Origin of the sequence: Streptomyces virginiae (genome assembly GCF_040638905.1) — a bacterium.
Classification (GTDB): Bacteria; Actinomycetota; Actinomycetes; order Streptomycetales; family Streptomycetaceae; genus Streptomyces; species Streptomyces virginiae_B.
In genome coordinates this window covers 12,662-35,646 of record NZ_JBEZYV010000039.1, presented here as the reverse complement: position 1 = coordinate 35,646, position 22,985 = coordinate 12,662, and the positions used below count along the sequence as shown (strand labels likewise).

25 protein-coding genes and 2 pseudogenes are annotated in these 22,985 nt (G+C 70.0%); 19 read left to right on the top strand and 8 right to left on the bottom strand.

Annotated features, from left to right (window positions below; translation table 11 throughout):
* The first annotated feature begins 21 nt into the window (after positions 1-21).
* Positions 22-402, top strand: coding sequence for a DUF6233 domain-containing protein (locus AB0F82_RS33155; RefSeq protein WP_362634298.1), 381 nt, complete (start codon positions 22-24; stop codon positions 400-402).
* 66 nt (positions 403-468) lie between these two features.
* Here the strand turns inward: AB0F82_RS33155 and AB0F82_RS33150 are convergent, their stop codons facing one another.
* Entirely contained in the window at positions 469-693 is a 225-nt protein-coding gene (locus AB0F82_RS33150) for a hypothetical protein (RefSeq protein WP_362634295.1), read from the bottom strand.
* 201 nt (positions 694-894) lie between these two features.
* On the opposite strand from AB0F82_RS33150, the gene AB0F82_RS33145 reads away from it, so the two are divergent.
* On the top strand, positions 895-1,926 hold the full coding sequence (locus AB0F82_RS33145) for a hypothetical protein (protein WP_362634292.1): 1,032 nt from the start codon (positions 895-897) through the stop codon (positions 1,924-1,926).
* A 110-nt stretch (positions 1,927-2,036) separates the two neighbouring features.
* On the opposite strand, the gene AB0F82_RS33140 is transcribed toward AB0F82_RS33145, so the two are convergent.
* Positions 2,037-2,258 (bottom strand): hypothetical protein, encoded by a 222-nt coding sequence (locus AB0F82_RS33140; protein WP_362634290.1) that lies wholly within the window; start codon positions 2,256-2,258, stop codon positions 2,037-2,039.
* Positions 2,259-2,623: 365 nt separating this feature from the next.
* On the opposite strand from AB0F82_RS33140, the gene AB0F82_RS33135 reads away from it, so the two are divergent.
* The 3 genes from AB0F82_RS33135 (at position 2,624) to AB0F82_RS33125 (ending at position 5,671) form a co-directional block, all read left to right on the top strand.
* Complete coding sequence (locus AB0F82_RS33135; RefSeq protein WP_362634287.1) at positions 2,624-3,310, top strand: hypothetical protein; 687 nt, start codon at positions 2,624-2,626, stop codon at positions 3,308-3,310.
* A gap of 308 nt (positions 3,311-3,618) precedes the next feature.
* Positions 3,619-5,085, top strand: a complete 1,467-nt coding sequence (locus AB0F82_RS33130; protein WP_362634285.1) for an NF041680 family putative transposase — start codon at positions 3,619-3,621, stop codon at positions 5,083-5,085.
* A gap of 103 nt (positions 5,086-5,188) precedes the next feature.
* Positions 5,189-5,671, top strand: coding sequence for a DUF6882 domain-containing protein (locus tag AB0F82_RS33125; protein WP_362634283.1), 483 nt, complete (start codon positions 5,189-5,191; stop codon positions 5,669-5,671).
* Positions 5,672-5,893: 222 nt separating this feature from the next.
* Here AB0F82_RS33125 and AB0F82_RS33120 read toward each other — a convergent pair whose 3' ends face one another.
* The 4 genes from AB0F82_RS33120 to AB0F82_RS33105 all read right to left on the bottom strand — a co-directional run bounded on the left by AB0F82_RS33120 (position 5,894) and on the right by AB0F82_RS33105 (position 9,327).
* Complete coding sequence (locus tag AB0F82_RS33120; protein ID WP_362634280.1) at positions 5,894-6,589, bottom strand: helix-turn-helix transcriptional regulator; 696 nt, start codon at positions 6,587-6,589, stop codon at positions 5,894-5,896.
* A 9-nt stretch (positions 6,590-6,598) separates the two neighbouring features.
* The gene (locus AB0F82_RS33115; protein WP_362634277.1) at positions 6,599-6,895 is read right to left on the bottom strand and encodes a hypothetical protein; all 297 of its coding nucleotides are present in this window, start codon (positions 6,893-6,895) and stop codon (positions 6,599-6,601) included.
* Positions 6,896-7,488: 593 nt separating this feature from the next.
* Positions 7,489-8,025: a hypothetical protein gene (locus AB0F82_RS33110; protein WP_362634274.1), complete on the bottom strand. Its 537-nt coding sequence runs from the start codon at positions 8,023-8,025 to the stop codon at positions 7,489-7,491.
* 429 nt (positions 8,026-8,454) lie between these two features.
* Entirely contained in the window at positions 8,455-9,327 is an 873-nt protein-coding gene (locus AB0F82_RS33105) for a hypothetical protein (RefSeq protein ID WP_362634271.1), read from the bottom strand.
* On the opposite strand from AB0F82_RS33105, the pseudogene tap reads away from it, so the two are divergent.
* Both tap and tpg read left to right on the top strand, forming a co-directional pair.
* A pseudogene (gene tap, locus AB0F82_RS33100) lies at positions 9,295-11,166 on the top strand (telomere-associated protein Tap); the annotation flags it as partial. The gene AB0F82_RS33105 and the pseudogene tap overlap by 33 nt on opposite strands.
* A gap of 99 nt (positions 11,167-11,265) precedes the next feature.
* Complete coding sequence (gene tpg / locus AB0F82_RS33095) at positions 11,266-11,820, top strand: telomere-protecting terminal protein Tpg (protein ID WP_362634265.1); 555 nt, start codon at positions 11,266-11,268, stop codon at positions 11,818-11,820.
* A 713-nt stretch (positions 11,821-12,533) separates the two neighbouring features.
* Here the strand turns inward: tpg and AB0F82_RS33090 are convergent.
* Positions 12,534-12,731: a hypothetical protein gene (locus AB0F82_RS33090; RefSeq protein ID WP_362634262.1), complete on the bottom strand. Its 198-nt coding sequence runs from the start codon at positions 12,729-12,731 to the stop codon at positions 12,534-12,536.
* On the opposite strand from AB0F82_RS33090, the pseudogene AB0F82_RS33085 reads away from it, so the two are divergent.
* Positions 12,696-13,070: pseudogene (locus AB0F82_RS33085) on the top strand (helix-turn-helix domain-containing protein); the annotation flags it as partial. The gene AB0F82_RS33090 and the pseudogene AB0F82_RS33085 sit on opposite strands and share 36 nt — an antisense overlap.
* Positions 13,071-13,781: 711 nt before the next feature.
* On the opposite strand, the gene AB0F82_RS33080 reads toward AB0F82_RS33085, so the two are convergent.
* Positions 13,782-14,993, bottom strand: coding sequence for a HEAT repeat domain-containing protein (locus AB0F82_RS33080; protein ID WP_362634346.1), 1,212 nt, complete (start codon positions 14,991-14,993; stop codon positions 13,782-13,784).
* On the opposite strand from AB0F82_RS33080, the gene AB0F82_RS33075 reads away from it, so the two are divergent.
* The 11 genes from AB0F82_RS33075 to AB0F82_RS33025 all read left to right on the top strand — a co-directional run bounded on the left by AB0F82_RS33075 (position 14,934) and on the right by AB0F82_RS33025 (position 22,927).
* Positions 14,934-15,581 (top strand): HNH endonuclease family protein, encoded by a 648-nt coding sequence (locus AB0F82_RS33075; RefSeq protein ID WP_362634343.1) that lies wholly within the window; start codon positions 14,934-14,936, stop codon positions 15,579-15,581. The two genes, AB0F82_RS33080 and AB0F82_RS33075, sit on opposite strands and share 60 nt — an antisense overlap.
* Positions 15,582-15,798: 217 nt before the next feature.
* Positions 15,799-16,767, top strand: a complete 969-nt coding sequence (locus tag AB0F82_RS33070; protein WP_362634259.1) for a hypothetical protein — start codon at positions 15,799-15,801, stop codon at positions 16,765-16,767.
* Complete coding sequence (locus tag AB0F82_RS33065; RefSeq protein WP_362634256.1) at positions 16,757-17,086, top strand: recombinase family protein; 330 nt, start codon at positions 16,757-16,759, stop codon at positions 17,084-17,086. The genes AB0F82_RS33070 and AB0F82_RS33065 overlap by 11 nt, the downstream gene beginning before the upstream one ends.
* A 334-nt stretch (positions 17,087-17,420) precedes the next feature.
* A complete protein-coding gene (locus AB0F82_RS33060) occupies positions 17,421-17,969 on the top strand; it encodes a hypothetical protein (RefSeq protein ID WP_362634253.1) in 549 nt (182 codons plus the stop codon).
* 540 nt (positions 17,970-18,509) lie between these two features.
* Positions 18,510-18,770: a hypothetical protein gene (locus AB0F82_RS33055; RefSeq protein ID WP_362634250.1), complete on the top strand. Its 261-nt coding sequence runs from the start codon at positions 18,510-18,512 to the stop codon at positions 18,768-18,770.
* A complete protein-coding gene (locus AB0F82_RS33050; protein WP_362634247.1) occupies positions 18,767-19,141 on the top strand; it encodes a PIN domain-containing protein in 375 nt (124 codons plus the stop codon). The genes AB0F82_RS33055 and AB0F82_RS33050 overlap by 4 nt, the downstream gene beginning before the upstream one ends.
* 322 nt (positions 19,142-19,463) lie before the next feature.
* Positions 19,464-19,667, top strand: a complete 204-nt coding sequence (locus tag AB0F82_RS33045; protein ID WP_362634244.1) for a cold-shock protein — start codon at positions 19,464-19,466, stop codon at positions 19,665-19,667.
* A gap of 323 nt (positions 19,668-19,990) precedes the next feature.
* Entirely contained in the window at positions 19,991-20,458 is a 468-nt protein-coding gene (locus AB0F82_RS33040; RefSeq protein WP_362634240.1) for a cupin domain-containing protein, read from the top strand.
* A gap of 335 nt (positions 20,459-20,793) precedes the next feature.
* Positions 20,794-21,768, top strand: a complete 975-nt coding sequence (locus AB0F82_RS33035) for an alpha/beta hydrolase (RefSeq protein ID WP_362634237.1) — start codon at positions 20,794-20,796, stop codon at positions 21,766-21,768.
* A 199-nt stretch (positions 21,769-21,967) separates the two neighbouring features.
* Complete coding sequence (locus AB0F82_RS33030) at positions 21,968-22,300, top strand: ATP-dependent DNA ligase (protein WP_362634234.1); 333 nt, start codon at positions 21,968-21,970, stop codon at positions 22,298-22,300.
* Between the two features lie 90 nt (positions 22,301-22,390).
* Entirely contained in the window at positions 22,391-22,927 is a 537-nt protein-coding gene (locus tag AB0F82_RS33025) for a hypothetical protein (RefSeq protein ID WP_362634231.1), read from the top strand.
* The last annotated feature ends 58 nt before the right edge of the window (positions 22,928-22,985 follow it).

Sequence of the window (22,985 nt, the reverse complement as noted above, 5' to 3'; positions counted from 1 at the left end):
CTGATGCCTACCGGCCGACAGGTGCTGATCAGGAAAGTGACCCGCGCCCTGGACCCGGTCGGCCCGGCGATACGGCGTCGGGGGACAGGCGTACAGCCGTTAGCGCCGAGAAGGACGGAGCTGACCCTGGCCCGGGTAGACGAGCGGATCACCGCCGTCCGCGCGGCCGACGCCGAGAAGGCGCGACGCCGGCCGGCGCCCCAGCCGCCGCAGTGGTGGATCGAGTACGGCATCGGCGTACGCCGGACCCCGGAGCGGGTGCACACCGGCGACTGCCGGATGGGCAGCCGTGGCCGTCCGGCGACCGCGCAGAGCGTCCGGGAGATCCTGCTGACCGTCCCCGACGTGGTGGCGTGCCCGCTGTGCCGGCCCGACAGCGAACTGGGCCTGCTCGAAACCTGACGCAGGCACGGCCCCGGGGGGGACGGCGGTCGAAGACCGGGGCCCTGCGAGGGGACGTCGCCGGGTTCAACGGCGTGCGCGCCAGGTGCCGTACAGGGCGGCGACGGCGCTGATGACGCCGGCGAATCCGGCTTCGCCGACGGTGAGGTAGATGCCGGCGCAGGTGGCGAGGAGCGCGACCAGGACCACGGCGTCGGGGACGTGGTGCGCCCGTGCTGCCGGTTCCGGTTCGCGGGTGGCCGGGGGCTGGGCGGGGTCGGGTGTCTGCGGGGTGGTACCGGTGTTGGTCATGACTCCAGGAGAGCGCCCGTGCCGCCGGGTTCCCAGTGATCCGTACGGGCCCGCCCGGTCCCGGACGGCCCTCCGTTTCGGCCGGCCGGGTTCGGGCTGGTTCCGGACGGGGCGGGGCGTTCGCAACCGTTCGGCGCAATCCGTATACGTACGGCCTCACCGCCCTCTAGCGTGGCTTTTCCGTACAGGCAGGGGGGTTTGATGGCAGCCGAAGAACCCGGGGTCGAGCCGCAGGACCGCGAGGCGATCGAGGCGTACGAGGCCGCGCTGGCCGCCTTCACCGAGAAGCTGAACCTCCTCCACATATCCGGCGGCTCTCCCGCCTACGCGACCGTCGCCTCCGCCTCCGTGCGGCCGCGCCTGACCACGACCGGCCTGAACGAGATGCTCTCCGGCAAGCGCCTGCCCTCCCTCGAGTCACTCCTCGAGTTCGTCCGGGTCGTCACCGCCCCCAGCGGCCTGGACAAGCCGGCCGCCGAGAAGTTCCGGGCCGACGCCGCGCTCGTGACGGAGTGGCGCGGGTACTGGCAGGACGTCAAGCTGCTCCAGCGCCGGGCCCAGCCGGCGAACAAGCGCCTGCGGGCCACGGTCCGGCAGATCCACGACGACGCCGTCCGCGAAGCCGAGTCCCTGCGCACGGCCGCACACGCGGAAGCCGAACGGATCCGTACGAACGCGTACACCGACGCCGACGGCATCCGCGCGCAGGCCCGCCGCGACGCCGACGACGTCCTCGACCAAGCCCGCGAGGCGACGGCCGCTACGACGCCGGACAGGCCCAAGCCGCAACGCCTGGGAAGGAGGGTCTTCCGTGTGGGCCTGCCCTCGGTCATGGGCAGGGGGGCCGCGCCGCGTCCCGGGTTACGTCCTGCGGCCGCGATGCTGGCGGTGGCCGCGCTCGCGGTGGCCACGGTCCTGGTGGGCGACTCCCTCACCGGTACTCCCGGTGACTGCCGGGACGGCCGGACCCAGGCCGGCGACCAGCTCGCCTCCGGCCCGGCGTCCAAGGGCCATGAAGACGTCCGGCCGGCCGCGTTTGCCGTCGAACCTGCTGGCTGGATCAGCCTTCCTCCCGGTTACAAGGTCCCGTTCAGCATCCCGTCGGGCACGAGCTCGCCGACGCCGGACGCCTCCCCGACGCTGGACCCGTCCCCCACGCCGAGCCCGTCCGCAACACCGTCCCCGACCCCCTCGCCGAGCAAGTCGGGCCGCTGCACGAGCAGCAATACGTAACGGGTCCTCGGGACGCTCGAGCCGATGCGCAGCCCGAGGAGATCCGCCATGCGGCCGGGGAGATGCGCTTTTGTATCGGCTCCCGGCTGGCCATGTCCCCGTAGGGGCGTCTACTTGGCGTCGGCCGGGACGGTCTCGTAGGTGACGGTGGCGTCGGGGCAGTCCTCGGCCAGTCCGAGGAGCGCTTCGCGTTCGCGGTCGTCGGCGGCCAGGTCCCAGCGGAGCTTGGTCTCGACCCAGCCGATGACGTACGCGCAGTGGTAGGTGGCGGTGGGCGGGAGCCATTCGGCCTGGCAAGCAGCTGTAGAACCCGTTCGGCGATTTCTCCGCATTGATCACGAACAATCCTTGAACTGCCTCTGGGGGGTATCACGTCGGATAACGTCTACCTATCCGACGCAGCCCACGACGGCACCGATGACGGCCGCGGCCAGAAGGACCAGGCCTGCGTGGGCCTGGAGCACTCCCGGCTCGTCGGCTGGCAGGCCTGGAGGCCACGGTCCGAGGTCTGCGATCTGAGGCCTCTGCGCTGGCCCTTCAGCGAGGTGGCCGCCCGGGCATCGGTGGATGTCGGTAAGCGGCCTTTTGGAACCAGTCCAGCGCCTCAACGGTCCTACGGTGTGTGACCTCGAATCTGCCACGGCGCCGGGTCGAACGGCGCGGGTTACGCCTGTGGCCCGTTGGTTCAGTACTCGCTTTGTCCTTCACCATCGCGATCACGGTAGCTGCTCTGGTGTTCTTCGCGGGGTGGGACTTGCTTGGAGCCCAGGGCCTCAAATCCGAGCCCCGACTCGCCTCGAGCACGCTTTTCGACCTGGTGAAGCTGTCGTTTGGCGTGGTCGCCGGTGCCGGTGCCCTGGTGGCCCTGGTCGTGGCATACCGGCGCCAGCGAGTCGACGAGGACGCCGCGCTGCGCGACGCCACACGCCTGCACACCGAACGCTTCACCAGTGCCGTCTCCCAGCTCGGCGCGGAATCCGCTGCGGTACGCCTGGGCGGCGTGTACGCCCTGGCAGGCCTCGCCGACGACGCCCCCACCCGCGACCTGCGCCAGACGTGCATCGACGTCCTGTGTGCCTACCTCCGCCTGCCCTACACCGCCGAACCTGACTTACCGTCGGGCGACGCGGATGCCCGACACCTGTACCTCTCCCTGAGAGAAGTCCGGCACACCGTCTACGCCTCATCCGCGACCACCTTCGACTGCCACCCGAACACCCGCGCTCCTGGCAGGGCCATGACCTGGACTTCACGGGCGTCGTCTTCGACGGGGGGAGCTTCGGCGGCGCGGTGTTCTCCGGCGGCACGGTGCACTTCGACGACGCGAAGTTCTCCGGCGGCACGGCGCAATTCGACCGCGCGGTGTTCTCTGGAGGCACGGTGAGGTTCGACCGTGCGGAGTTCTCCGGCAGCACGGTGAGCTTCGAGCATTCGGTGTTCTCCGGCGGCACCGTTGACTTCTCCACTGCGTGTGGCGGTACTCCGTCCGGCCTGGTGGCTTTGCGCGGGCAGCCTCTACCAGCCGGACTGCACGTACCCAGCCCATGGAACCCGCCGACACCCTGAGCTTGCCGTTTAACGTCCGGGCATCGAACGGGCTCGAACTTGTTCGGGTCTTCCAAGTTCACCGGACGTGCCACGGGCCGGGGTCTGATCCTGGGGCAGGGTCGCTGCGGCACGGAGGCCGGGATCGTGGAACTGGTCGAGCACGAGGTTCAACGAGACGCGTTCGCGAACGTGGTGGAGTTCCGGTCGGAGCTGTACGCGTGCCTGGTTTCGAGAAGCGACGCGTTGTTTGAGCTGTGCGACGCCCTGTTGTGCTCCGATGGGCCGGTCCGCACTCTCGTGGGCCTGGCCCTCGCGCCCGAGCATCGGAGGGGTCATGGTGCCCTCTACTCCGGGCTGAACCGGGGCCGGATCGACGTTGCCCGGCTGCGGCGGGCCCTGGCCAGTGTGCCGTTGCCCAGGGCCGGGGACAATCGCCTGGTGTTGGCGGTGGATGTCTCCCCGTGGCTGCGGCCGGACGCCGACACATGCTCAGACCGGTCCTTCTGCCACACGTTCGGCCGCGGCCTGGGCAAGCACCAGATGGTTCCCGGCTGGCCCTACTCAATCGTCGCCGCCCTGGAGACCGGCCGCACTTCGTGGACGGCCCTACTGGATGCGATCAGGCTGGAGCCCGGGGCCGACTTGGCGGCGGTTACCGCCGACCAGGTCCGCGACGTCGTCAAACGCCTGGTGGAAGCCGGCCAGTGGCAGGCAGGGGCTCCGAATATCTTGGTCGTCTTCGATGCTGGCTACGACGCGCCCCGCATCGCCCATCTCCTAAATGATCTTCCCGTCGAGGTGCTGGGCCGGCTCCGTTCGGACCGGGTCATGCGCAAGCCCGTTCCGGTGCCGTGGATCTGTCCACCGCAAGGTGGTCGACCGCCCAAGCACGGAGGCGAGTTCGTCCTCGGTGACCCGACCACGTGGGGCGAGGCCACCGCGGTCACCGTCACCAACACCGACCGATACGGGACCGCGACTGCCCAAGCCTGGGGTCGGCTGCACCCCCGGCTGACCCGACGGGCGGCGTGGATCGATTACGAGGGACCGTTGCCGATCATCGAGGGAACCGTGATCCGGCTCGCGGTCGAGAAGCTGCCGAGCGGCGGTGTGAACAAGCCCGTCTGGCTGTGGTGGTCAGGCACCGGCGCCGATGCCCAGGACGTAGACCGCTGCTGGCAGGCGTTCCTTCGCCGGTTCGACGTGGAGCACACCTTCAGGCTTCTCAAACAGACTCTCGGCTGGACCCGGCCCAAACTGCGGGACTCGCAGGCCGCGGACCGCTGGACGTGGCTCGTCCTGGCCGCGCACGCTCAGCTCCGCCTGGCCCGCCCGCTCGCGCGGGATCTGCGTCGGCCGTGGGAGCGGCCGGCGGAACAGAACAGACTCACCCCAGCCCGGGTCCGTCGCGGGTTCAGGAACCTGCGGGCGAAAACCGGCACGCCAGCCGGTGCACCGAAACCAACCCGCCCCGGTCCCGGCAGGCCGCCCGGGTCGAAGAATCGCCACCCAGCACTCCGCCACGACGTCGGCAGAGTCCTGGCCACCGGTGAGGCCTACGCTCGGCCCGCGCATCACCAGAAGGGAACCAAGCCCCGACGGACAGGATGAGCGACAAGTGATCCATCCGTGCGCCGGCACGTCCGGGCCCGGGCGTCCTGGCCGCAGGCCGGGGTGACAGGATCTTGCCGACAGTTCCGTACGAGGAGGCAACGTGGACGACCGCTCGAAGCATGACCACACCGACTGGGATGCGGTCGTGCTCGCGGCTCGGGAGCGTGCCCGCTCGCGGCAGGCACTCATGGTCGAGCGCTTCGGCCTGTCGGGAGACGTGCAGTACGACTGGTCGATGGACGACGCGCAGATCACGTGGTCGCGCGACGGAAGGGTGTTCCTCACCGGCCGACTCACAGTGATCGGCAGCGTCAGCGTTGCCCAGCAGACCTGGCTGTGGTCCTGGGCGAACGAGTCACTCCCGCACGCCGCCCTGGGCGACATCGAGCAGGTGCGACAGTTCGGCGAGGAGAATGACTACCCCGTCCTTCCCTGGCCAGGCTTCAACTCCCACCCCGAACTCGTCGCTGAGGCACGAATGGTCGCGGCCTCCGTGCTCGACGCAGAGGGGCTGTGGGCGGAATCCATGGACGACGTGCAACTCCACTTCATGGTCCATGACCTGGTGCTCGCTGCCGATTGACAGTGATGGTTGCACGGGTGTCTCGGCTGCTGGTGCTGGCCGCCAGACGTTAAACGGCAAGCTAAGAACCGTGTCACAAGCCGCAAACGGCGGTGATCTTGGGAGGGTGCCACCCGCGAGGGGAGGCCAGGGCCGTAAAGCCTGCCCTGGCCCCCTCCGCAGGGTGGTCGGGGTATGAGGCAGAACCCCATGTCTTCCCTGGCGCGCCTGTTCCCGTGCGGTCTATACAACGGGTGAGTGCGGGATGGGGATGTTGCGTGCGAGGGACACGGCTGCACGGTAGGCGGTGGCTCCTGTCTGGTCTGGCCATTGGGGCCGCCATGCCCAATCGCTGCGGAGCAGGGGCCATTGCGGCCCCGAGAAGATCAGCCGTTCCCAGGCGTGTTCCCAGTCGTTCGCCTCGGTCCAGCAAGCCTTGACGAAGGCCGTCAGCTGCTTCATATCGCCGGGGATGGCCTGTCCGTTCACAATGCGGGCGAGGGTGCTCAGCGGAAGAAACAGCGGGCCGCCGGCGCGGCGCTGGATCTCGCGCAGCGGTGGCGCTCCGGCATATTCGTACAACGCCTGCAGGGCTTGACTGAGTTCATGGTGGTCTTCCACAAGCAGGGGGTTCGGCCTGCGCAGATGCAGTGTCCCCCGTTCCTCTCTCCTCGCCTCCGCCCACTCAGCGAGCACACGGCGGATCGTCTCCGCACTGTATTCGCCACCGAAGCAGCCTCGCATGTAGCTGATCAGCGTCGAAAACCTGGGGACACTTGCGCCTGAGGCAGCACGCTTGAGAGTGGCCCCGGAGACCCCTGTCTTCTCTGCCATCTGGGAGTAGGTGAGACCGGCGTCCTTGCGCATCTCACGCAAGGAGTTGGCCATGGCTGCCCGGCATGGCCTGGACAGGTCGAGGGCCTTCTCCAGGCGCCCCATGACCGCCCCTTACTTCCCTGCGGCGGCCACGAGGCCACGCGTGAGAGCAGCAGCGGCGCGGCGGCCTCCGCTCACCGTGACGGTGACCGCGGTTCCCGTGCCCCCGCAGCCTGCGAGGAACCAGATGATGTCGCTCGTGGGCATTCCGCCCACGATGTAGAGCAGAGAGCCGATCAGAGGGAAGACGATGACGGGCAGGATCTGAGCGACGGTCAGTCGCCCGGGACCGTCGGTTGACGGGGTGCCGACTGCAGCACTCGTGGTGTCGTTCTTGGTCGTGGCGCGCGAGCCGTTGCTCTCTGACATGCGGATGAGCCCCTCACTGGCAAGGGACCGCTAATGGCGAGGTGCCAGCGGCCCTCTACTGGGTGCAGCCCGCTCCGGAAATGGCGTAGTTGGCGCTGCGCCACCAGCGGGTAATTCGCAGTGTTCCAGGACAACAGGGCGGCAGCGCAACCCCCATCGTTCGCCCGATATGCTGCATATAAGCGAAATGCCGAGTCTGGCGCGCGCTCGCTTGGAATTGGCTCAGGGGTGTACCAGCAGGTCCAGGTCTGTGACCTGCCCCGCACCTGGAAGTCCCTGCTCGCGGGAAAGCGCTGCTTGAGATTGGCTCGTACCTGTACCAATCGAATTTTTACCGGCGGAGGCTGTGCTACGAAGGTGGGGAGTAGCCCTTACCTACTGGGTGCATCCAAGAGGGGTTTCGAGGGCATGAGCGGGTTCCGTGTTGGCGCACGGTTCCGCGGGCGCTTGTGGGGTCGGTACGCACCTGTACCGACCCCACCGTGCACGGCGTTCCCTCGCGCGGCAGGCTCAGCCGCTGGAGGTGCCGATGAGTTAGAAGACTGATCACCGGCGTTTGCGGCTGGCGACAGGGTTCTTACCGGTACCCCGAGTCAGGCGGCCGCCGGCACTGGGCGCTTCTTCGTGGTGCTCGTCGCCCAGTCCAGCGCGTGGAGGACTCCGGCCCCGTAGTCCTCGTCCACGTCCGTCCAGGCGTTCCGCTCGATGCAGTCCAGGGCTCGGGTCTTCTCCCGTCCGACCTCGCGGGCCGTATACGGGTATGTGTACGCCTCGCGGCTGACGGGGCTCGACTGCAGCTCGCCCAGCAGCCAGGCGGCGGCCGCCCATACTCCTTGGGCCACGGCGGCTTCCTTGCGGTGGTTCGCGTAGACCTCGACCTGGGCGGCGTCGCCGGCGTGGTATTGCCGGGCGGCGTCATCGCGCAGGGATTCCAGCTCTTGGCGCTGGCGGCGTACGGCTCCTGGAACGCCTGGAATCGCCTCCGGCTTCGGCGGTGCCTGGGGGGTCCCGTACTCGTGGCCCGGCCACTGCGGCGTCGCGCCGGGGAGGATCTGCGGCTGCTCGGGAGTTCCAAGGATCTCGCTCACAGAGCGGCGGGGCGGCTGCTCGTTCCACGCGTTGCTGGCCATGGAATGACGGTAGCCGCGGGGGCCGACATGGAGCCAGAGGACCGTTCCTCGGCCTGCGCCGTGGGTGTCTCCGGGAGTGGGGTGGTTCCCTCGTTGGGCGGCAGACGCAGTCCAGCGCGCCGTTCGTCGGCTGTCCAGGATCGGGCTTGCCCGACCGCGTAGCGGCGCCGGAGGTCCTGGATGGCCGGCGGGCGGTGTGCTGCCCTCCGGGAGCCGACCGACGAGGGAACCGCACCACGCCCCCACCACCCCACCCCCCACACTCAACCCGCACCCGAAAAGCCCTCCCCCACCCTCCGCAGGGTGGCCGGGGGGTGGGGCAGAGCCCCGCAATCACTGGCCTCAGCCCCCAGTCGCCAATTGGCGACTGGGACGCGGAAGGGGCGGACTGCCTGCTGGCAGTCCGCCCCTTTCGGGGTGCGCGGTGGGCTACATCTCGACCTCGTAGCCGCCGACCTCCACGGCCGGCGCCTGGATCTCCGGCGCCCGGACCACCTCGGGTTCGTCGCGGCGCGTCCGCTCGGCCTCTTCCATCTGCCGGGTCTCCTCGCGGTCGGCCAGGATCTCCGTCGCCCGTCCGGCGGTCCGGACTGCCTCGGCCAGTTCCTCGCCGGTGAGCGTCCGGCAGGACTCGTGGGCCCTCTCGTGCGCCTGGCGCAGCTGCTCGGGGTCGGCCTGCTGCTGTTCCAGCGTGGGCTGCTGCACGTCCTGCTGCAGTTCCCGTTCCTGCTGCTGTTCCCGAACCTGTGCCTCGACGGCCTCGCGGAGTTCCAGCTGCCGCTGCGCCTCCTGCGCCTGCGCCCTCGCGGGGTCGGTGTATTCGTGCCACGCGCTGCGGGCGGCGTGGACCTGTTCCAGCTTCTCGACGTCCTCGGCCAGGGCGGCGGTCAGCACCTCGTAGCCCTCAGCGGTCTCTTCCAGCTCCTGCCGCTGCTCGTCCGTCTCGGCCTCCATCGCCTCGATGTACTTCTGCAGCGACTCCCGCTCGGCGTCGGCCAGGGACTCGCTCGCCTCGCGCAGCTGGCCGGCGACATGCGGCGGTGCCCACTCGGTTTCGCGCTCGTACCGCTCGACCATGCGGCGCAGGGTGGCGTCGGACGCTCCGACCAGCTCCATCCGGTCCTCGGGCTCGCCCAGCGCGCGGTATGCGCGGTCCCAGTCCTGGCGGACGTCGACGGCGCCGCGGCCCGGCCGCTGGCCGATCGCGTCGCGCTCGCTTTCGTACTGGTGGGCCTCGCGGTACGCGGCGACGGAACCGGCGCGCTCGATCCAGCGCTCCCGCCATTCCGGGGCCTCCGGCACGGGGCCGACGTGCCCGCAGCGCTGTCCGGCAGGCCCACACCGGCCGCCCCTGCATCGGCTGCCCCCTCAGTCGCGTCCAGCAGCGCGCCCGTTGCCGAGCCCGTGGTCCGTCCGGCGGCGACATCGCGACGCCCCGCGAAGAAGGCCGCCAAGCCCGCCACCACTACTCCCGCCGACCCCCGGTTCCCGCACGGCCCGCTCGCTGTCCTGGACGGCGACGGCAGCGCGTACGGCGTGAACGGGATCGTGCTGGACTGCCCCGCCACCACCGTGGTCGAACTGGTCGAGTGGACGTTGAAGGAGTCCGGGCTCGGCGCTGCGCGCCTGAACCGCAACGGCAAGGACTCCGACCCGCTGATCGTGCTCACCGCCTCCGCCGCCGTGAAGCTCGGACTCCCGGAGCACCTTGAGGGCCGCGAGGAGCGCCGTTCGCTGCGGCTTGCGGAGGACCACCCGGTCGTGAAGCAGATCGGGCAGGCGAAGTGGCAGCTCACCCAGCGCGGTTTCGGCCCCTGGGCGCGCGTCTACCGCAAGGCCGAGGGGAGCGCGCGGCAGTGCGTGCAGCTCGCGGTCCTGTCCTGGGACGCCCTCGACACCCGCTCCTGGCCCGGCGTCGCTGCCATGGACCCCGCCGACATCGCGCGCGTCCTGGGCGTCTATGCACAGCGGGTCATCACCCCGCGCGGCTCGACCGCCGTGTCCGGGCTGGAACTGATGACCGCCCTGCGCCCGCCCACCAGGGCCGTGCAGGAGGACGGGACCGGGTCCTGGGTGTCGGGCTACAACCCCGGCAGCCTCGGTTCGGAGCCGGTGGATCCGGCGCCGCCGGAGGCGATCGTCGAACACCCCGTCGTCGTCCGGTCGGGCTGGAGCGGGGGCTTCCTGAACGAGGAGGCCTACCAGTGGGTCCGCGACCCCGCTCTCGTCTCCGACGAGGAGTGCCTGCTGCCGTACGCCGTCGGCCTGGACCTGAACACCGCCTTCCTCGCGGCTGCCGCCCGCCTGACGGTGGGCCTGTCCGCCCCCGACCACTTTCACCGGCCGGTGTTCAACAAGAAGATCCCCGGCTCCTGGCTGGCCGACCTCTCCCACATGGAGCTCGACCCCCGCCTGCCCTCACCGTTCACCCCGGACGGCACCCGGCCGACGGGACCTGCCTGGTACCAGACCCACACCCTGGCCTACGCCCAGGAACTCGGCCACGACGTCCACCCCGTCGAGGCCTACCTGCGCCGGGAGACCGGCGCCTACCTGGACCCGTGGCACGACCGGTTGAAGACGGCGTACGTCGACACTCTCGCCGACCTCGGTGTCACGGCGGATCTCACCGACGCCGCATTCTTGACGGCGATGGAGGCCCACAAGCAGGCCGACCCCGCGATGGCCGCCGTTCTCTCGGCAATCAAGGCCACGGTCAAGGGCGGTATTGGCAAGCTCCGCGAACGCCCCCAGGGCCGTACCTACCGGGACGGCGATCCGTGGCCCGCGATGCAGCGTCCGACCTGGCGTCCGGACATCCGGGCCGCCGTCATCTCGAAGGCGCGGGTCAACATGCACCGCAAGCTGACCAACATGGTGAAGCTGACCGGTCTGTACCCCCTCGCGGTGCTCTCCGACTGCGTCGTCTACCCCTCGCCCGGCCCGTCGCCGCTGAACTTCCTCCCGTACGCCGCCTCGGGCAAGCCGCTGATGGGCGGCTTCCGCCTCGGCCCCACCCCCGGCCTGGCCAAGCTGGAAGGAGTGCAGGAGATGGCGTGGGCGGTCGACCTAATGGAGAAGGGCCTCAACCCCGCCCGCCACATCAAGGGCGGCGACGCCGTCCTCGACGACGGCGAATAGAACCGTGCTGCGGCCTCCGGCGAGACGCGCCGGAGGCCACGGCCGACAGGCCGCTCAAGCCGCATGACCTGGACCCCCTTGTTGAGGAGCTGAACCGCTGTGGGAGAGATCGAGGACGCCATCGTCCGCGCCGACCAGGAGGCCTTCACCAAAGAGCCGCCCAAGACCCTGAAGGGCCGGATCAACTTCCTGGTGAAGCAGCTCAAGACGACCAAGGCCGTCGCCGCCGAGCTCGGAGTCAGCCAGCGGTCGGTGGAGCGCTACCGCAAGGGCGACCGCAAGACCCCGCCCAAGCGTGTCGCGGACCGCATCGACACAGCCGTACGCGCCCGCTGGCAGCCGATGGTCCGTGGCCGCCGCCGCAAGGAGGCCGCCACCAGCACCGGCATCACCGTCGAGACCCGGGCCCGGTTCGGCTACACCGCACCCGTCGGCACCACCGACGACGGACGCGTCCGCCGCCTCACCGTCCACCTCCCCGCCGCCTACGCGCAGCGCCTCTTCGACGCCCGCGCCCAGGGAGCCGACGACCGCGAACTGCGCGCGATCGTCGCCGAGGGACTGCAGGAGATCTACTTCAAGGACGGCGGAACCCGAGCCGACCAGCTCCGGGTCGAGTTCACCGACATCGACTACTTCGACGTCTCCTTCTGAACCCGGCCCGTGCACGGCACGAACCCGCTGTCCGGGTGGGGACCTCTTCGCTTCAGCGCGTCAACAATAGAAACTGCGGGGAGCAGCCTTCGGACGGGCTGCTCTCAGCCCCGTGGCGCTGTCGGCTGTGGGCAGGACCCCGGCTGCCGTCACACGTCGCCGGTCACCGCCCCGGCCGACAGCATTCAGCGCCGATACCTGCCCCCTCACCGCCTCCCTGCCCTCGGGATGAACTCCAGCAGGGGCACTTTCGGCCTGTCGGTGCCCTCCGCCGCACTACCTGCTTGCGAGATTCGCCGTCTTCGCGGGCTAGCTGCCCAACGCCATGCTCCCGGGCCCGCGTCCGCAACTGATGAGGGCGCGGCTCAAGTGGACACACCCAGCAAGCGGTCGGGCGCGTCGTGTCTCGGTCGTGCAGGTCCCGCGGGCGTCTCAGTTGCCGATGCCTGAGCTGCCCACACCGTCGGCGCTGGCCGCGCCGGCGCCGACGGCGGCCAGCCCTGCCGCGGTACCCAGCTCGGTCGCCACACGAAGAAGAGTCGTACGCATCGCGGCAACCAACCGCTGACCGGCCCGCACTGCTGCCTCAACGGACGGTCCGAAGAGTGCCGTGGCGGCCCTCGACATAGGCCTGGTGACGGTGAACCTGTTGGGCCGCCGCCGCGCGGCTCCGGGTCTTCCAGTCAGCGACGCAGTCCGGTGGGCAGGCTGGTTCAGGTGAGGAGTGCGGCGAGGGCTGCGGTAGCGGTGGCGGCGAGGGTGATGACCGCAGCGAAGGCAGTGGCGGCGCGGGTGAGCGCGGCGGGGTATGTGGCGCCGGCCATGCGGGCGAGTTTCCCTGCCCCGGCCGCGGCCAGCAGCGCGACGACGATGACGTGCGCGGTGGTCAAGAGAACGACGGCGATGGCCACGGCAGGCTCCCTGCGGACGGTGGAGTGTTGACGTGGTCGAAGGTCGTGGAAACCGTGTTCGCCGGGGGTCGCCGCGACGAAGATGAACACCGGCGAACGCCATCAGAGGCCCCGGGGGAGAACTACGTGCGCGACGGGCAGAACGACCGCGAGCAGGCGCTCGCCGAGCTACGCCAGCGACTGACCGACGGACTGGCCACTGCCCGGCTGGACAAGACGCAGCTCGCGCGCCGGGCAGGTCTGGGGCGAACCACGGTGTCTGAGGCTCTCTCGTCCAACAAGCCGGTCCCGTCCCCGGAGACGGTGGCGGCGCTGGCCCGCGCGCTGCCACTGCCGGTGCAGGAACTGCTGGCGTTGCAGCGCACCGCAGCACAGGAGGACGCTGACCCCGCGGGCAGACCCGGGCGCCCGATCGGAGAGTGGGAGCCGCACGAGCTAGAGGTGCACCCTGCCGGGCCCGGCAGAACCGCAGCGCACTGCGATGCCTTCGAAGGCTGGTCATTGCCCGGGTACGTGGCCCGCGATCATGACCGGGTGCTGGATGAAGCGGTCCGGGATGTGACGGCAGGCAGGAGCCGGATGGTGGTCCTGGTGGGCACCTCGTCGACGGGGAAAACCCGGGCGTGTTGGGAGGCTGTCCAACCTCTGGCGGCCCGGGGGTGGCGGTTGTGGCATCCCTTCGATCCGACCCGTGCGGAGGCCGCGCTGGAGGACCTGCATCATGTCGGGCCCCGTACGGTGGTTTGGCTGAACGAGGCCCAGCACTACCTCGGTAACCCGCCAGTCGGAGAGCGGATCGCGGCGGCGGTGCACCGCCTGTTGGTCAGCCCGGAGCGCGGGCCCGTCCTCGTGCTGGGCACGCTCTGGCCCGAGTACGCCGCCCAGTACACGGCCCTGCCCACTCCGGACGCAGCGGATCCGCACAGCCGGACGCGGGAGCTGCTTCGACCGAGGAGGAGCGGCGCGCCCTCAAGCGTCACCGTGTCGCCCGCCGGACCGCGCGGGGCACCGGCTGAGGCGGCCACGCCGCCCGGTATGCGGTGCCCGGTGTCAGACCCGCAGGGCGCCGGTGAACGGGCCGTGGCCGATGCCGGGCCGCGTAACGGCGAGCCAGCCGTGGCCGCGGACCCGGGTCTCTTCACCCACGTCGCCTGGGAAGAGCGAGAGGGCCCGCGCCGCGCCTTCGACGTCGCACTCCCGAGAGGCTCCGGGCTCCTCGTCGTCCGGTTCGCCCGAACCGTCGGGGGAGCCCTCCGTGAGCTGTGTCTCCCAGGCCATCGGTTCACCGGTCCACTCGGGCTCCCCGTAGCGCCAGTACCCGCGGTGCACCTCGCCGCCCCGGGCGAGGGTCCAGATCATCGAGTCGCTGTGGTCGTCCTGGTAGAAGAACTGGGCCTGCCCGCACCGCGCGCTGATCCGGGACACCAGGTCGTGGTGGTCCCACGCCTCCTCGTGGAAGAGGGAGTCGGCGTACACCAGCCGCCAGCCGTCCAGTTCGGGGGTCACGAACACCCGGTGGGCCGTGTGCTTCGCGCCGTCCTCGCCCGTCACGGTCGCCGTGTCGTCGTCCATGGCGGACAGGCCCATCGTGGTGGTGCAGGGCCGCCGGTCGTGGAGTCCCATGGCCGGGAACACCTCCTCGTACGTCTCGGCGGGGACCGCCAGCCAGCAGTGGTTCGGCAGGTCGCCGCGGACGACGCCGTCCGGCTCGGTGACCTTGACGCGGACGAGCCGCTCCCAGGCCCGTACGTCCCGCTCGTCGAGCGCCGCCTCGCCGCCGATGACGGCCAGGGCGGTCAGCGCGTGCCTGCGCAGCCGGCCCGGGCCGTCGCGGCGGACGGCTCTGAGCGCGGGCACCGCTGCCGCGCCCATCGCCCGGACGGTCTTGGCGGCGGTGTAGCGGACGTACCGGTCCCGGTCGGCGAGGAACGGCATCACCGCCAGGGCCGCCGGGGCGGCGGCGGGGCCGAGGTTCTCCAGGCCCCCGAGCGCCTGCCCCCGGATGTCCTGCATGGGATGCCGGAGTGCGGCGGTGTACCGGTCGAGGCACCGCTCGTCGAAGGCCCGCAGGACGTGCCCCAGCTCCCACCAGTCGGGGACGTCCTCGGCCCGCTCCCGGGCGGCCAGCGCCGCGTCGAAGGCGGGGGGTCCGATCAGCCGCAGGGCGTCCCGGATGCCGAAGAACACGTGCCGCTCCACCGTGTGCAGCACGGCCAGCAGTCCGGGGACGGCGGCCGCGCCGGGCTCGGCCAGCCTGCGCACGAGGTCCGCCGTGGCCGCCTTGTTGAACCGGGCGGCGTAGCTGCGGAGTCCCGCGACGGATACACCCGCACCGCGTTCCGGCACTGGAACGCCGGCCGCCTGCCCGACGACGGCTGCAAGACCCGCGCCGAGGTCCTCCTCGAGGAAGCCGTCGAGCAGCCCGAAATCTCAGCCCCCGGCTGCAAGCTCACCGGCGGCCGCTGGTTCTCCCCGTACGACGACACCTGGGTCACCGCGGCCTCCGGCCTCGATGTGGACCACCTGGTCCCGCTCGCGGAATCCTGGGACTCCGGGGCGTCGGCGTGGACGGCGAAGCGCCGCGAGGCCTACGCCAACGACCAGGCCACGCCCACCTCGCTGATCGCGGTCACGGCGAAGTCCAACCGGGCCAAGGCCGACAAGGACCCGGCCGAATGGCTGCCCCCGACCGCCACCTACCACTGCGCGTACGTGACCGGTTGGGTCGAGACCAAGCTCCGCTGGGACCTGGCCGCCGACGACCGCGAACGCGAGTCTCTTCTCGGACTGGCCGAGGACTGCCCCGACGCCACCGTCACCTATGAGACCGTCCCGGCCGACGCCAAGTAGACGCCCCTACTACGGGGACATGGCCAGCCGGGAGCCGCTACGAAAGCGCACCTCCCCGGCCGCATGGCGGATCTCCTCGGGCTGCGCATCCTCATCGAGCACCCCGAGGAGAACCGGCCGTCCGGGAGGGACCGCGCTGCTCGCCTCACTGGAGCGGGACTCGGGTGCGGTAGCGATCACGAAGTTCGGCTTGATTCACATGCCATAGGGTCATGCAGTGACCAGCTCCCTGCCTACTTCCGAACGCGTGTTTGCCGATGAGTTGCTGCTCGAGGGATATGGCGGCCCGAGCGCGCTTTATGTGCGAGACCAAGCGCGCGGCGTCGTCAGGGCGGTGCACGCCGGAGCGACGATCGCTCCGGATGACACCAACAAACTGGTCGACCTGCTCGGCGATGCAGAGGCATTCATCAACGAACCGACCGAGCCCGCTCATCTGCGCGAGGGAAACCGCCACGACATCACCAAGGCCTTGCTGATCCACGCGTGCCGCACCGGCGATCCGGACCTTGTTCGACGCCTCCGGCAGGTGGCGCCGTCGGAGGTCCACCGCATCGATCTTCGCCTCTCACTGTCGGTGCCATGCCTGCTCGCGCTCTTCGACGGCCTCGGACAGGAAGAACTGGCCGTTCGTCACGCCGCCATGCACATGGCCCGCAACATCCACAGCCACACCGACATCACGCCGATCCTCGACACCATCATCAGCGAGCTGGCCTCCCCTGAGCGCGGTCGCGGCTACCAACGGGTCGCCCCGGCCGACGGTGCACGCTGGGCGCTGCTCGCCTACAGCCGCGGGACCAACGATTTCGACAGCCTGCGCGAGTGGGTCGCGGCGGCGATCGATCCGTCTACGCCGACTCAGAACGCGCTGCGCACGCTGGCCGCCCTGTACGCGGTTACCGAACAATTCGACCGGGTGATCAGCCTTGATGGACGTGCAAGCACCCGGGTCGCTGTCATCGGGGGGATCCACGACGCCGTCTGCGAGGTCGCTGGAAACCTCAGGTCTACGAGACATCCGCCCAATACCTGCTACCCCTTCGCAGAGGCGATCGCCCTCGCCGAGGGCCTGGCCACCAACGCCAGCCATCGCAAGCAGGTGGAGGACATCCACAAGCGGCTCAACCATCTCCGACCCAGGAATCCCGCCGAACCTGGACCACGTCTTTCAGTTGCGACGTGAAGGCAACAAGCTGAAGGTCACATGGCTCGACCGGGTCTCCCGCTCGGTGCTGCCCCTGGTGACCCTCGGCGCCGACCTGCGCGAGCGCGGCGTTGGGCTGCATGTCATCGAGGATGGCATCAACGCCTCCACCTTGGAAGGCGGGCCGATGTTCGAGGTGCTGTCCATGCTCGCCGCGCTCCAGGGCGAACTGCTCGTGGGGACACCAACGACGGGTTCGCCTCCTTCCGGGCCTGCGGCCGGGTCGGCGGACGCCGCTGCAGAATCACCCGGCCCAGCCCGAGGCGCAGGACGGGCGCCCGACGGCTGTCGTTGCTGACAGCGGCGACGCGGCCGTACAAGGCGACCGGACGGGCAAGCTTGGGCCCGATGCTCGGGCGCGCGTACAACCTGGCCCGCTCCTCGGGTGACGGGCCGTGGCATAACTCTGGCCGGCCGAAGAACGGTAGGAGCGAGCAGGCAGAATCGAACCTGGAATGAATTCACCAACACCGTCAACCTCCGCGCAGACCCACATAGTCAGCAGGGACCGCAAGCAGCCGCTCCGCTCGCGGGTCAAGCACGGCAGTCCCACCTGCGCCGACTACGGCTGCCCGCGGCCGGAGTGCAGAGCCGCAGCTCGCCGGGACCGCGCCCGGCGCACCAGCGAGCTCATGGCCGGCCGCCCCGCCCGCATCCCCTCAGCCGAGGCTGCCTCGAGGGCCCGCCAACTACAGGGGACGGGTCTGTCGGCATCGGACATCGCCGAGATATCCGGAGTCGCCGTCACACTCGTCCGGCGCCTGCTCCGCCCGGCCGAAGCACAGCCGGCCCGCATCCATCGCACCACCGCGGAGGCCATCCTCGGCATCCCACTCAGCACCGTCTTCCGGCGCGAACGGCTGATCCCCGGCCTCACCGAAGCGGACCGGGCCGCCACCTGCCTACAGGATCTTGCCGAACGCGGATGGCCCACGAGCTTCCTGGCCGGCCAACTGCAGACCAGCACCCAAACTCTGGCCGCGATTCGAAATCGCGAGCGCCCACGCCTCGCCCTCACCCTGGACCGCAAGATCCAGCGCCTCGCCACGCTCCTGTTCGCCAGCGCTCCAGCCGACCACGGCATAGCCGCACACAGGAGCCGCCGCGCCCAGGCCGCCGCCCGCCGCCGAGCCCCGCTGCTTGACTTGCGCCTCTCTTCCATCCGCGCGCCCGGAAGCTGACGCGAGGGAGGGCCTCGTGCGGCTAGGGTCAGTCCCAGTCCGCGCCGACATGGGTGCGTGGGTCAGGGCCGGTGCCCAGAGCGCTCTGGGGCAGTACGACCGGACCGTCTCGGCCCCCGGATTCCGCTGGAAGCCGGGGGCCGCATGATGTCGTGGGGCCGTGCCTGGTTGCGGAGCGCTGATCGGTGACCGGGTCAGTCGTAGTACATGACGGCAATCCGTCGGCCCTGCCGGTCCTCCTCGTCGGTGAGCAGGTAGGCATAGTTACCGGGGCCGGTGGACTTCGTCGCCGGTGTCGGCGGGGTGGTCGGTGGTGACGACGCGACCTGCGGCCGGTCCGTACTTCAGCAGGATGTCCATGGCGAGCACGGTAGGTACGCCGGGGTGCTTGTGTCGTGGGCTCGCGTGATGCCCACGTTGCGGTACCCGGATCGAGCCGTCTTCGGGGAATGCGCCGCCGCCGAGGAGCGAGTTCATACCAGTCCTGGATACCGCCGCGACATCCTGACAGCGGATTCTACCGGCGGTAGAATCTGGGCTATGAGCAGCAGCAAGCCAACGAGCATCAAGGCGACCGAGGCAACCCGCGACCGGTTGCGCCTCCTCGCGCAAGAGCGCGGCACGACCATCACCGAGCTCCTGGAGGAGCTCGCCCAGAGCAGGCTGACCCGGTCGGAGCAGGAGCAGCGAGCCCACCTGGCCGCGGCGGAACTCGGGCTGGAGTACACCGAGGACCTCCAGCAGGCCGGGCAGTCAGCCTGGGACAAGATCCGCACCCATCAGGATGGCACCGCCGCGTGAGCCTGACGGCCGTCTTCGACCACACCGCCCTGGTCGCCCTCTATCGGGCCGACCCCTTCTTCACCGGCCTCTACATCGAATCCTCCCGGGGCACCGGCCGCGTCCTGATCCCGGCGCTGTCCGTCCTCGCTGCCGAACGCGCGATCCCCGGGGCCGGCTCTCACGCCGCCCGGCTGCGATTCGCCGAAGCCGTGCCCTTCACGACCGCCCACGCGCTGGACGCCAGCTCTTGGCCCGCCAGCGACTGGGCGGTCACCCACCCGGCGGCCATCGCCTGGCAGGCCGCAAAGACCGGTGAGCCCGTCACCGTCCTATCCCTGACCCCCGAGGCGTACGAGGGCACTGGTATCCACCCCCTCGACCCCACCTAGGAGCTGTCCCGTTACTCCTGGCCGCAGCGCCCTGCTTTGGCCAGCTTGACGGCTGCTGGCCCCTTCCACCCCGCCCCGGGAGCACCTCGAAGACGGACGCGCGAGGCATATCGCCAGTACTGCGATGAATGAGGGACCGTGCCGCCGTAACTCCGCCACCCCGACGTCGGGGCCGCAAGCGGGGGCGCTGCCTGCGGTGAACGCGTTCGGCCGTACGGCGCGCCGTCGTCACTGATCCGTTTCGGTGGTCCAGCCTGCGGTAGAGGTAGGAGTGCCGCACGGGGTGGCACCGGGCGGCACGGACTGATGTGGAGTGACGCGCATGGCGAGGGGCATGGTGAAGTGGTTCAACGCGGAGAAGGGGTTCGGGTTCATCGCCCAGGACGATGGCGGTCCGGATGTCTTCGCCCACTACTCCGCCATTGTCGGCGCCGGCTACCGGGAGCTGCGTGAGGGGGAGCCGGTCACTTTCGACGTCGCCCGGTCGGACAAGGGGCTGCAGGCGGAGAACATCATCCGCCACTGAACAGTGTTGGCCGTCCTGCCTCGAGCGCAATGCCAGCACCGGGGAGGAGAGACGGGTCGTGCGGGGACGAGCGGTGAGGTCTCCCGGCCGAGTGACTACCCGGCCGAGTGATCGCCGTAGGCATGCTGCTCGCCGCCGCCTCGCGGAACACCCGGGCCGTAGACAGAGAGGGCAGCCCGCGTCGAGTCAGACAGCACGGGATCCGCCGGGGCTGCCCGTTCTCGCGGGCCCGCGAGACGTACCCGCCCGGGGAGTGCTGCCCGGCAAGCCGGCGTTCGAGGCTAAGTTCGACGGCTACCCAACTTCTGTCGAGAGGACGACCGATGAGCATGCCCTATCTCGCCCAAGCCGATCAGCAGGAGACTCTTGAATGGCTTCACGGCGGCACTTTCTCGGTTTTGCTCGACGGCCAGGCAACCGACGGTCAGCTCACCGTGGGCCGCTTCCGCGTCACGAAGGGGGAGGCCCCGCCGTTCCACCTGCACACCCGGGAGGACGAGGTCTTCCTGCTCATTCAGGGCTCCGCGCTGCTGTGGGTGGGTGATGAGCAGATGGAGCTCTCTGAAGGAGGCATCGTCTACCTGCCCCGCAATGTTCCCCACGGCTACCGCATCACGTCCGACACCGCGGACCTCCTCATGATCACTACGCCGTCGGGAATCGAGGGCATGTTCCGCCACGCGGGACGTGACGTCACCACTGAGCGGCCCGAGGGCTTTGAGATCTCGAACGACGTGCTCGCCGAAGCCGCCGACCTCTACGGCCAGGTGATCGTCGGACCGCCACGTTGAGGCGTACCTGCGCTGCTGCCAGGCGGCACCGCGCCACCGCGAGGGGTCTGGTCAAACGAGCCGCCGGCTCCCCTGCGGCAATCTGTGATTCAGCAGCACCCGCCTGTGGAGATCACAATGCGGCACACAGGGACCGCTCCGCCACCTGGGCCACAACCATCCGTAGGCTGGTCTGAAAAACTCTTGCGTGGTGGGGTCCTGCGCCCCACTTCGACGCGGGGACGTCGCCGACACCAAAGCGGGCCTTTGCCTGTCTGCAGCAGTGAGACCAGCGACCGGCCTGCCCTGGCGGGGTGCGGACGGTTGCCGCCACCCCTGGGGGAGAGGAGCACGCGATGAACGCTTCAGCAGCCACCGTACCCGGCGCGTACACGACCAAGCGCGTGGAGTTCGACAGCCAGGGCGACACGCTCGTGGGCCGTCTCTACCGCCCGGCCACATTGCCCCCTGGCAAGGGGCAGCCGCCGGTGGCGGTGGTGATCGGCCCCGTCGGCTATGTCAAGGAGCAGTCGCCCAAGCAGTACGCGACCCGCCTGGCCGCCCGCGGCATCGCGGCCCTCGTCTTCGACCCTCGCTACTTCGGCGAGAGCGGCGGAGCGCCTCGGCAGTTCGAGCACCCCGCGGCCAAGGCCGAAGACCTCCTCGCGGCCGTCGACTACGTTTGCGCGCACCCGGACCTCGACACCAGCCGACTCTCCGTTCTCGGCATCTGCCAGGGCGCCAACTGGGCCATCGACGCCACCGTCGCCGACCCGCGCATCAAGCGCTTGTCCCTGGTCTCCGGGCATTACCTCTACCCGGCGGCGATCGACGGCTTCTTCTCCGTCCTGTGGGCCGGCCGCACCAGCGCCGACGAGCGCATCACTGGCGGACGGAAGGCGCGGGAGGCATACGAGAACACCGGCGCGGTGGAGTACATCCCCATCGTCGGAACCGATCAGGACGCAGACCGGCTGCTGCCCGCCGTGCCGACCTACCAGTTCTACATCCGCTGGGCAGAGCGCAGTCCGGCCTGGGCATTCCACGGTCTGTGGGAGAACCGCGTCACCAAGATGAGCGAGGAAGCCCTGTGGAGCCACCGGGCGGACCAGGCCGTCAACCAGCTCCGCACACCGACGCTGGCCGTAGTCGGCGACAAGTCCGCCACCCCGCCCGCCCACCTGCAAGCCCTCCTCGACGGCATGCCCGGCCCCCACGAAATCCGCCACCTGGGCCAAATTCACGCCCACATCCAGTTCTACGACGACCCCGAACTCATCGACCGCGCCGTCACTGAAATCACCGCGTGGCACCTAATGGATCAAGACTGACAACAGGCCAGACGGGTTGACCCGCCCGGCCGCCCGCCCGTCCCTCGGATGGATGACGCCCCCGGGCGCGCACGGGCGGGTTCTGTCCGGTCCGGCGGACCCTGGAAGGGGTACCCGAGGGGCAGGGTGATGCTGAGACCGCCGGTTGAGCCGATACTGGCGCAGGCTGTGGAGTCGGTGCCGGGCCCTGGTGTGGCGGGTGTTGTTGCAGAGCCGGCGCGGTTCGCTGGTCCAGGACCGGTTCCCCGACCTCGTCGCGGCCGCTGCGGAGCAGCTGCCTGACGGCCTAATCGTCGATGGCGAACTGGTGGTGTGGGATGCCGGGGCGGGTCCGTTGTCGTTCGTGGCGTTGCAGCGCCGGGCCGCCGCCCGTAGCCGGGCCGCGCCGACGCTCGCCGCGACGCTGCCGGCGTTCTTCATCGCCTTCGACATCCTGCAGCAAGACGGGACCGAGCGGCTGAACCTGGCTCTTGATCTCGCGTCAGCCATCACCGTGGGGGCGTACGCCCCTGTCCGGGTGTGCGCTGCGTGAGCCGTCCTCACCCGAGTGAGTGATATGCCGCTCACATGCGCGTTCGTACCGTGAACAAGGCATATCCCGTTGCCTGCTCAGGGAGGAACCATGCCAAAGTTCCGTACCGGTCTGATCGCCGCCGCGGCCGCGTTAGTCGTGGGCACCAGCGCCATCCTGGCGGCGCCGAGCGCGGTGAGCGCAGCACCTTCTGCGCCTCCTGCTCCCCGGGGCATCGAGAAGCTCCACACCCAGGTCGACCTCCCGGCCGGGGCCTGGAGGGACACGGTCCAGGTCCGCCTGCCGCGGGCCGGCACCTACGAACTCGACGCCGACGTCCGCGGACGCCTGTCCGGCACACCCCCGGTGAACACCTACATCACCGCCCGCCTGTGGAACGCCACCACAGGCACCGAAGTCCCCGAAAGCGCCCGGCTGATCTACCAGATCATCGACGGCAACCCCGGCAACGCCTACGCCGGCGGCAACCAGACCACGCCGATCAGCGAACTCGTCCAGGTCACCGGCCCAACCACCATCAGCCTGCAGGCCCAGCGCTTCGACGCCCGCGGCACCGCCGGCGTCGCCCAGATCTACTCCGACACCCGCGGCTACACCTCCCTGCGCTTCAACCGCATTGCCCCCTGAGAAAGGCGTAAAGAGTTCCGGCGGCCATCGCCCACTTCAACAAGATCGCTCTGCCGAA

Coding starts and splice junctions, on each gene's coding strand:
- AB0F82_RS33150 (WP_362634295.1), bottom strand. CDS start 693: ATGACCAACACCGGTACCACCCCGCAGACACCCGACCCCGCCCAGCCC.
- AB0F82_RS33145 (WP_362634292.1), top strand. CDS start 895: ATGGCAGCCGAAGAACCCGGGGTCGAGCCGCAGGACCGCGAGGCGATC.
- AB0F82_RS33140 (WP_362634290.1), bottom strand. CDS start 2,258: ATGCGGAGAAATCGCCGAACGGGTTCTACAGCTGCTTGCCAGGCCGAA.
- AB0F82_RS33120 (WP_362634280.1), bottom strand. CDS start 6,589: ATGGGGCGCCTGGAGAAGGCCCTCGACCTGTCCAGGCCATGCCGGGCA.
- AB0F82_RS33115 (WP_362634277.1), bottom strand. CDS start 6,895: ATGTCAGAGAGCAACGGCTCGCGCGCCACGACCAAGAACGACACCACG.
- AB0F82_RS33110 (WP_362634274.1), bottom strand. CDS start 8,025: ATGGCCAGCAACGCGTGGAACGAGCAGCCGCCCCGCCGCTCTGTGAGC.
- AB0F82_RS33060 (WP_362634253.1), top strand. CDS start 17,421: ATGGCCGGCCGCCCCGCCCGCATCCCCTCAGCCGAGGCTGCCTCGAGG.
- AB0F82_RS33055 (WP_362634250.1), top strand. CDS start 18,510: ATGAGCAGCAGCAAGCCAACGAGCATCAAGGCGACCGAGGCAACCCGC.
- AB0F82_RS33045 (WP_362634244.1), top strand. CDS start 19,464: ATGGCGAGGGGCATGGTGAAGTGGTTCAACGCGGAGAAGGGGTTCGGG.
- AB0F82_RS33040 (WP_362634240.1), top strand. CDS start 19,991: ATGAGCATGCCCTATCTCGCCCAAGCCGATCAGCAGGAGACTCTTGAA.
- AB0F82_RS33035 (WP_362634237.1), top strand. CDS start 20,794: ATGAACGCTTCAGCAGCCACCGTACCCGGCGCGTACACGACCAAGCGC.
- AB0F82_RS33025 (WP_362634231.1), top strand. CDS start 22,391: ATGCCAAAGTTCCGTACCGGTCTGATCGCCGCCGCGGCCGCGTTAGTC.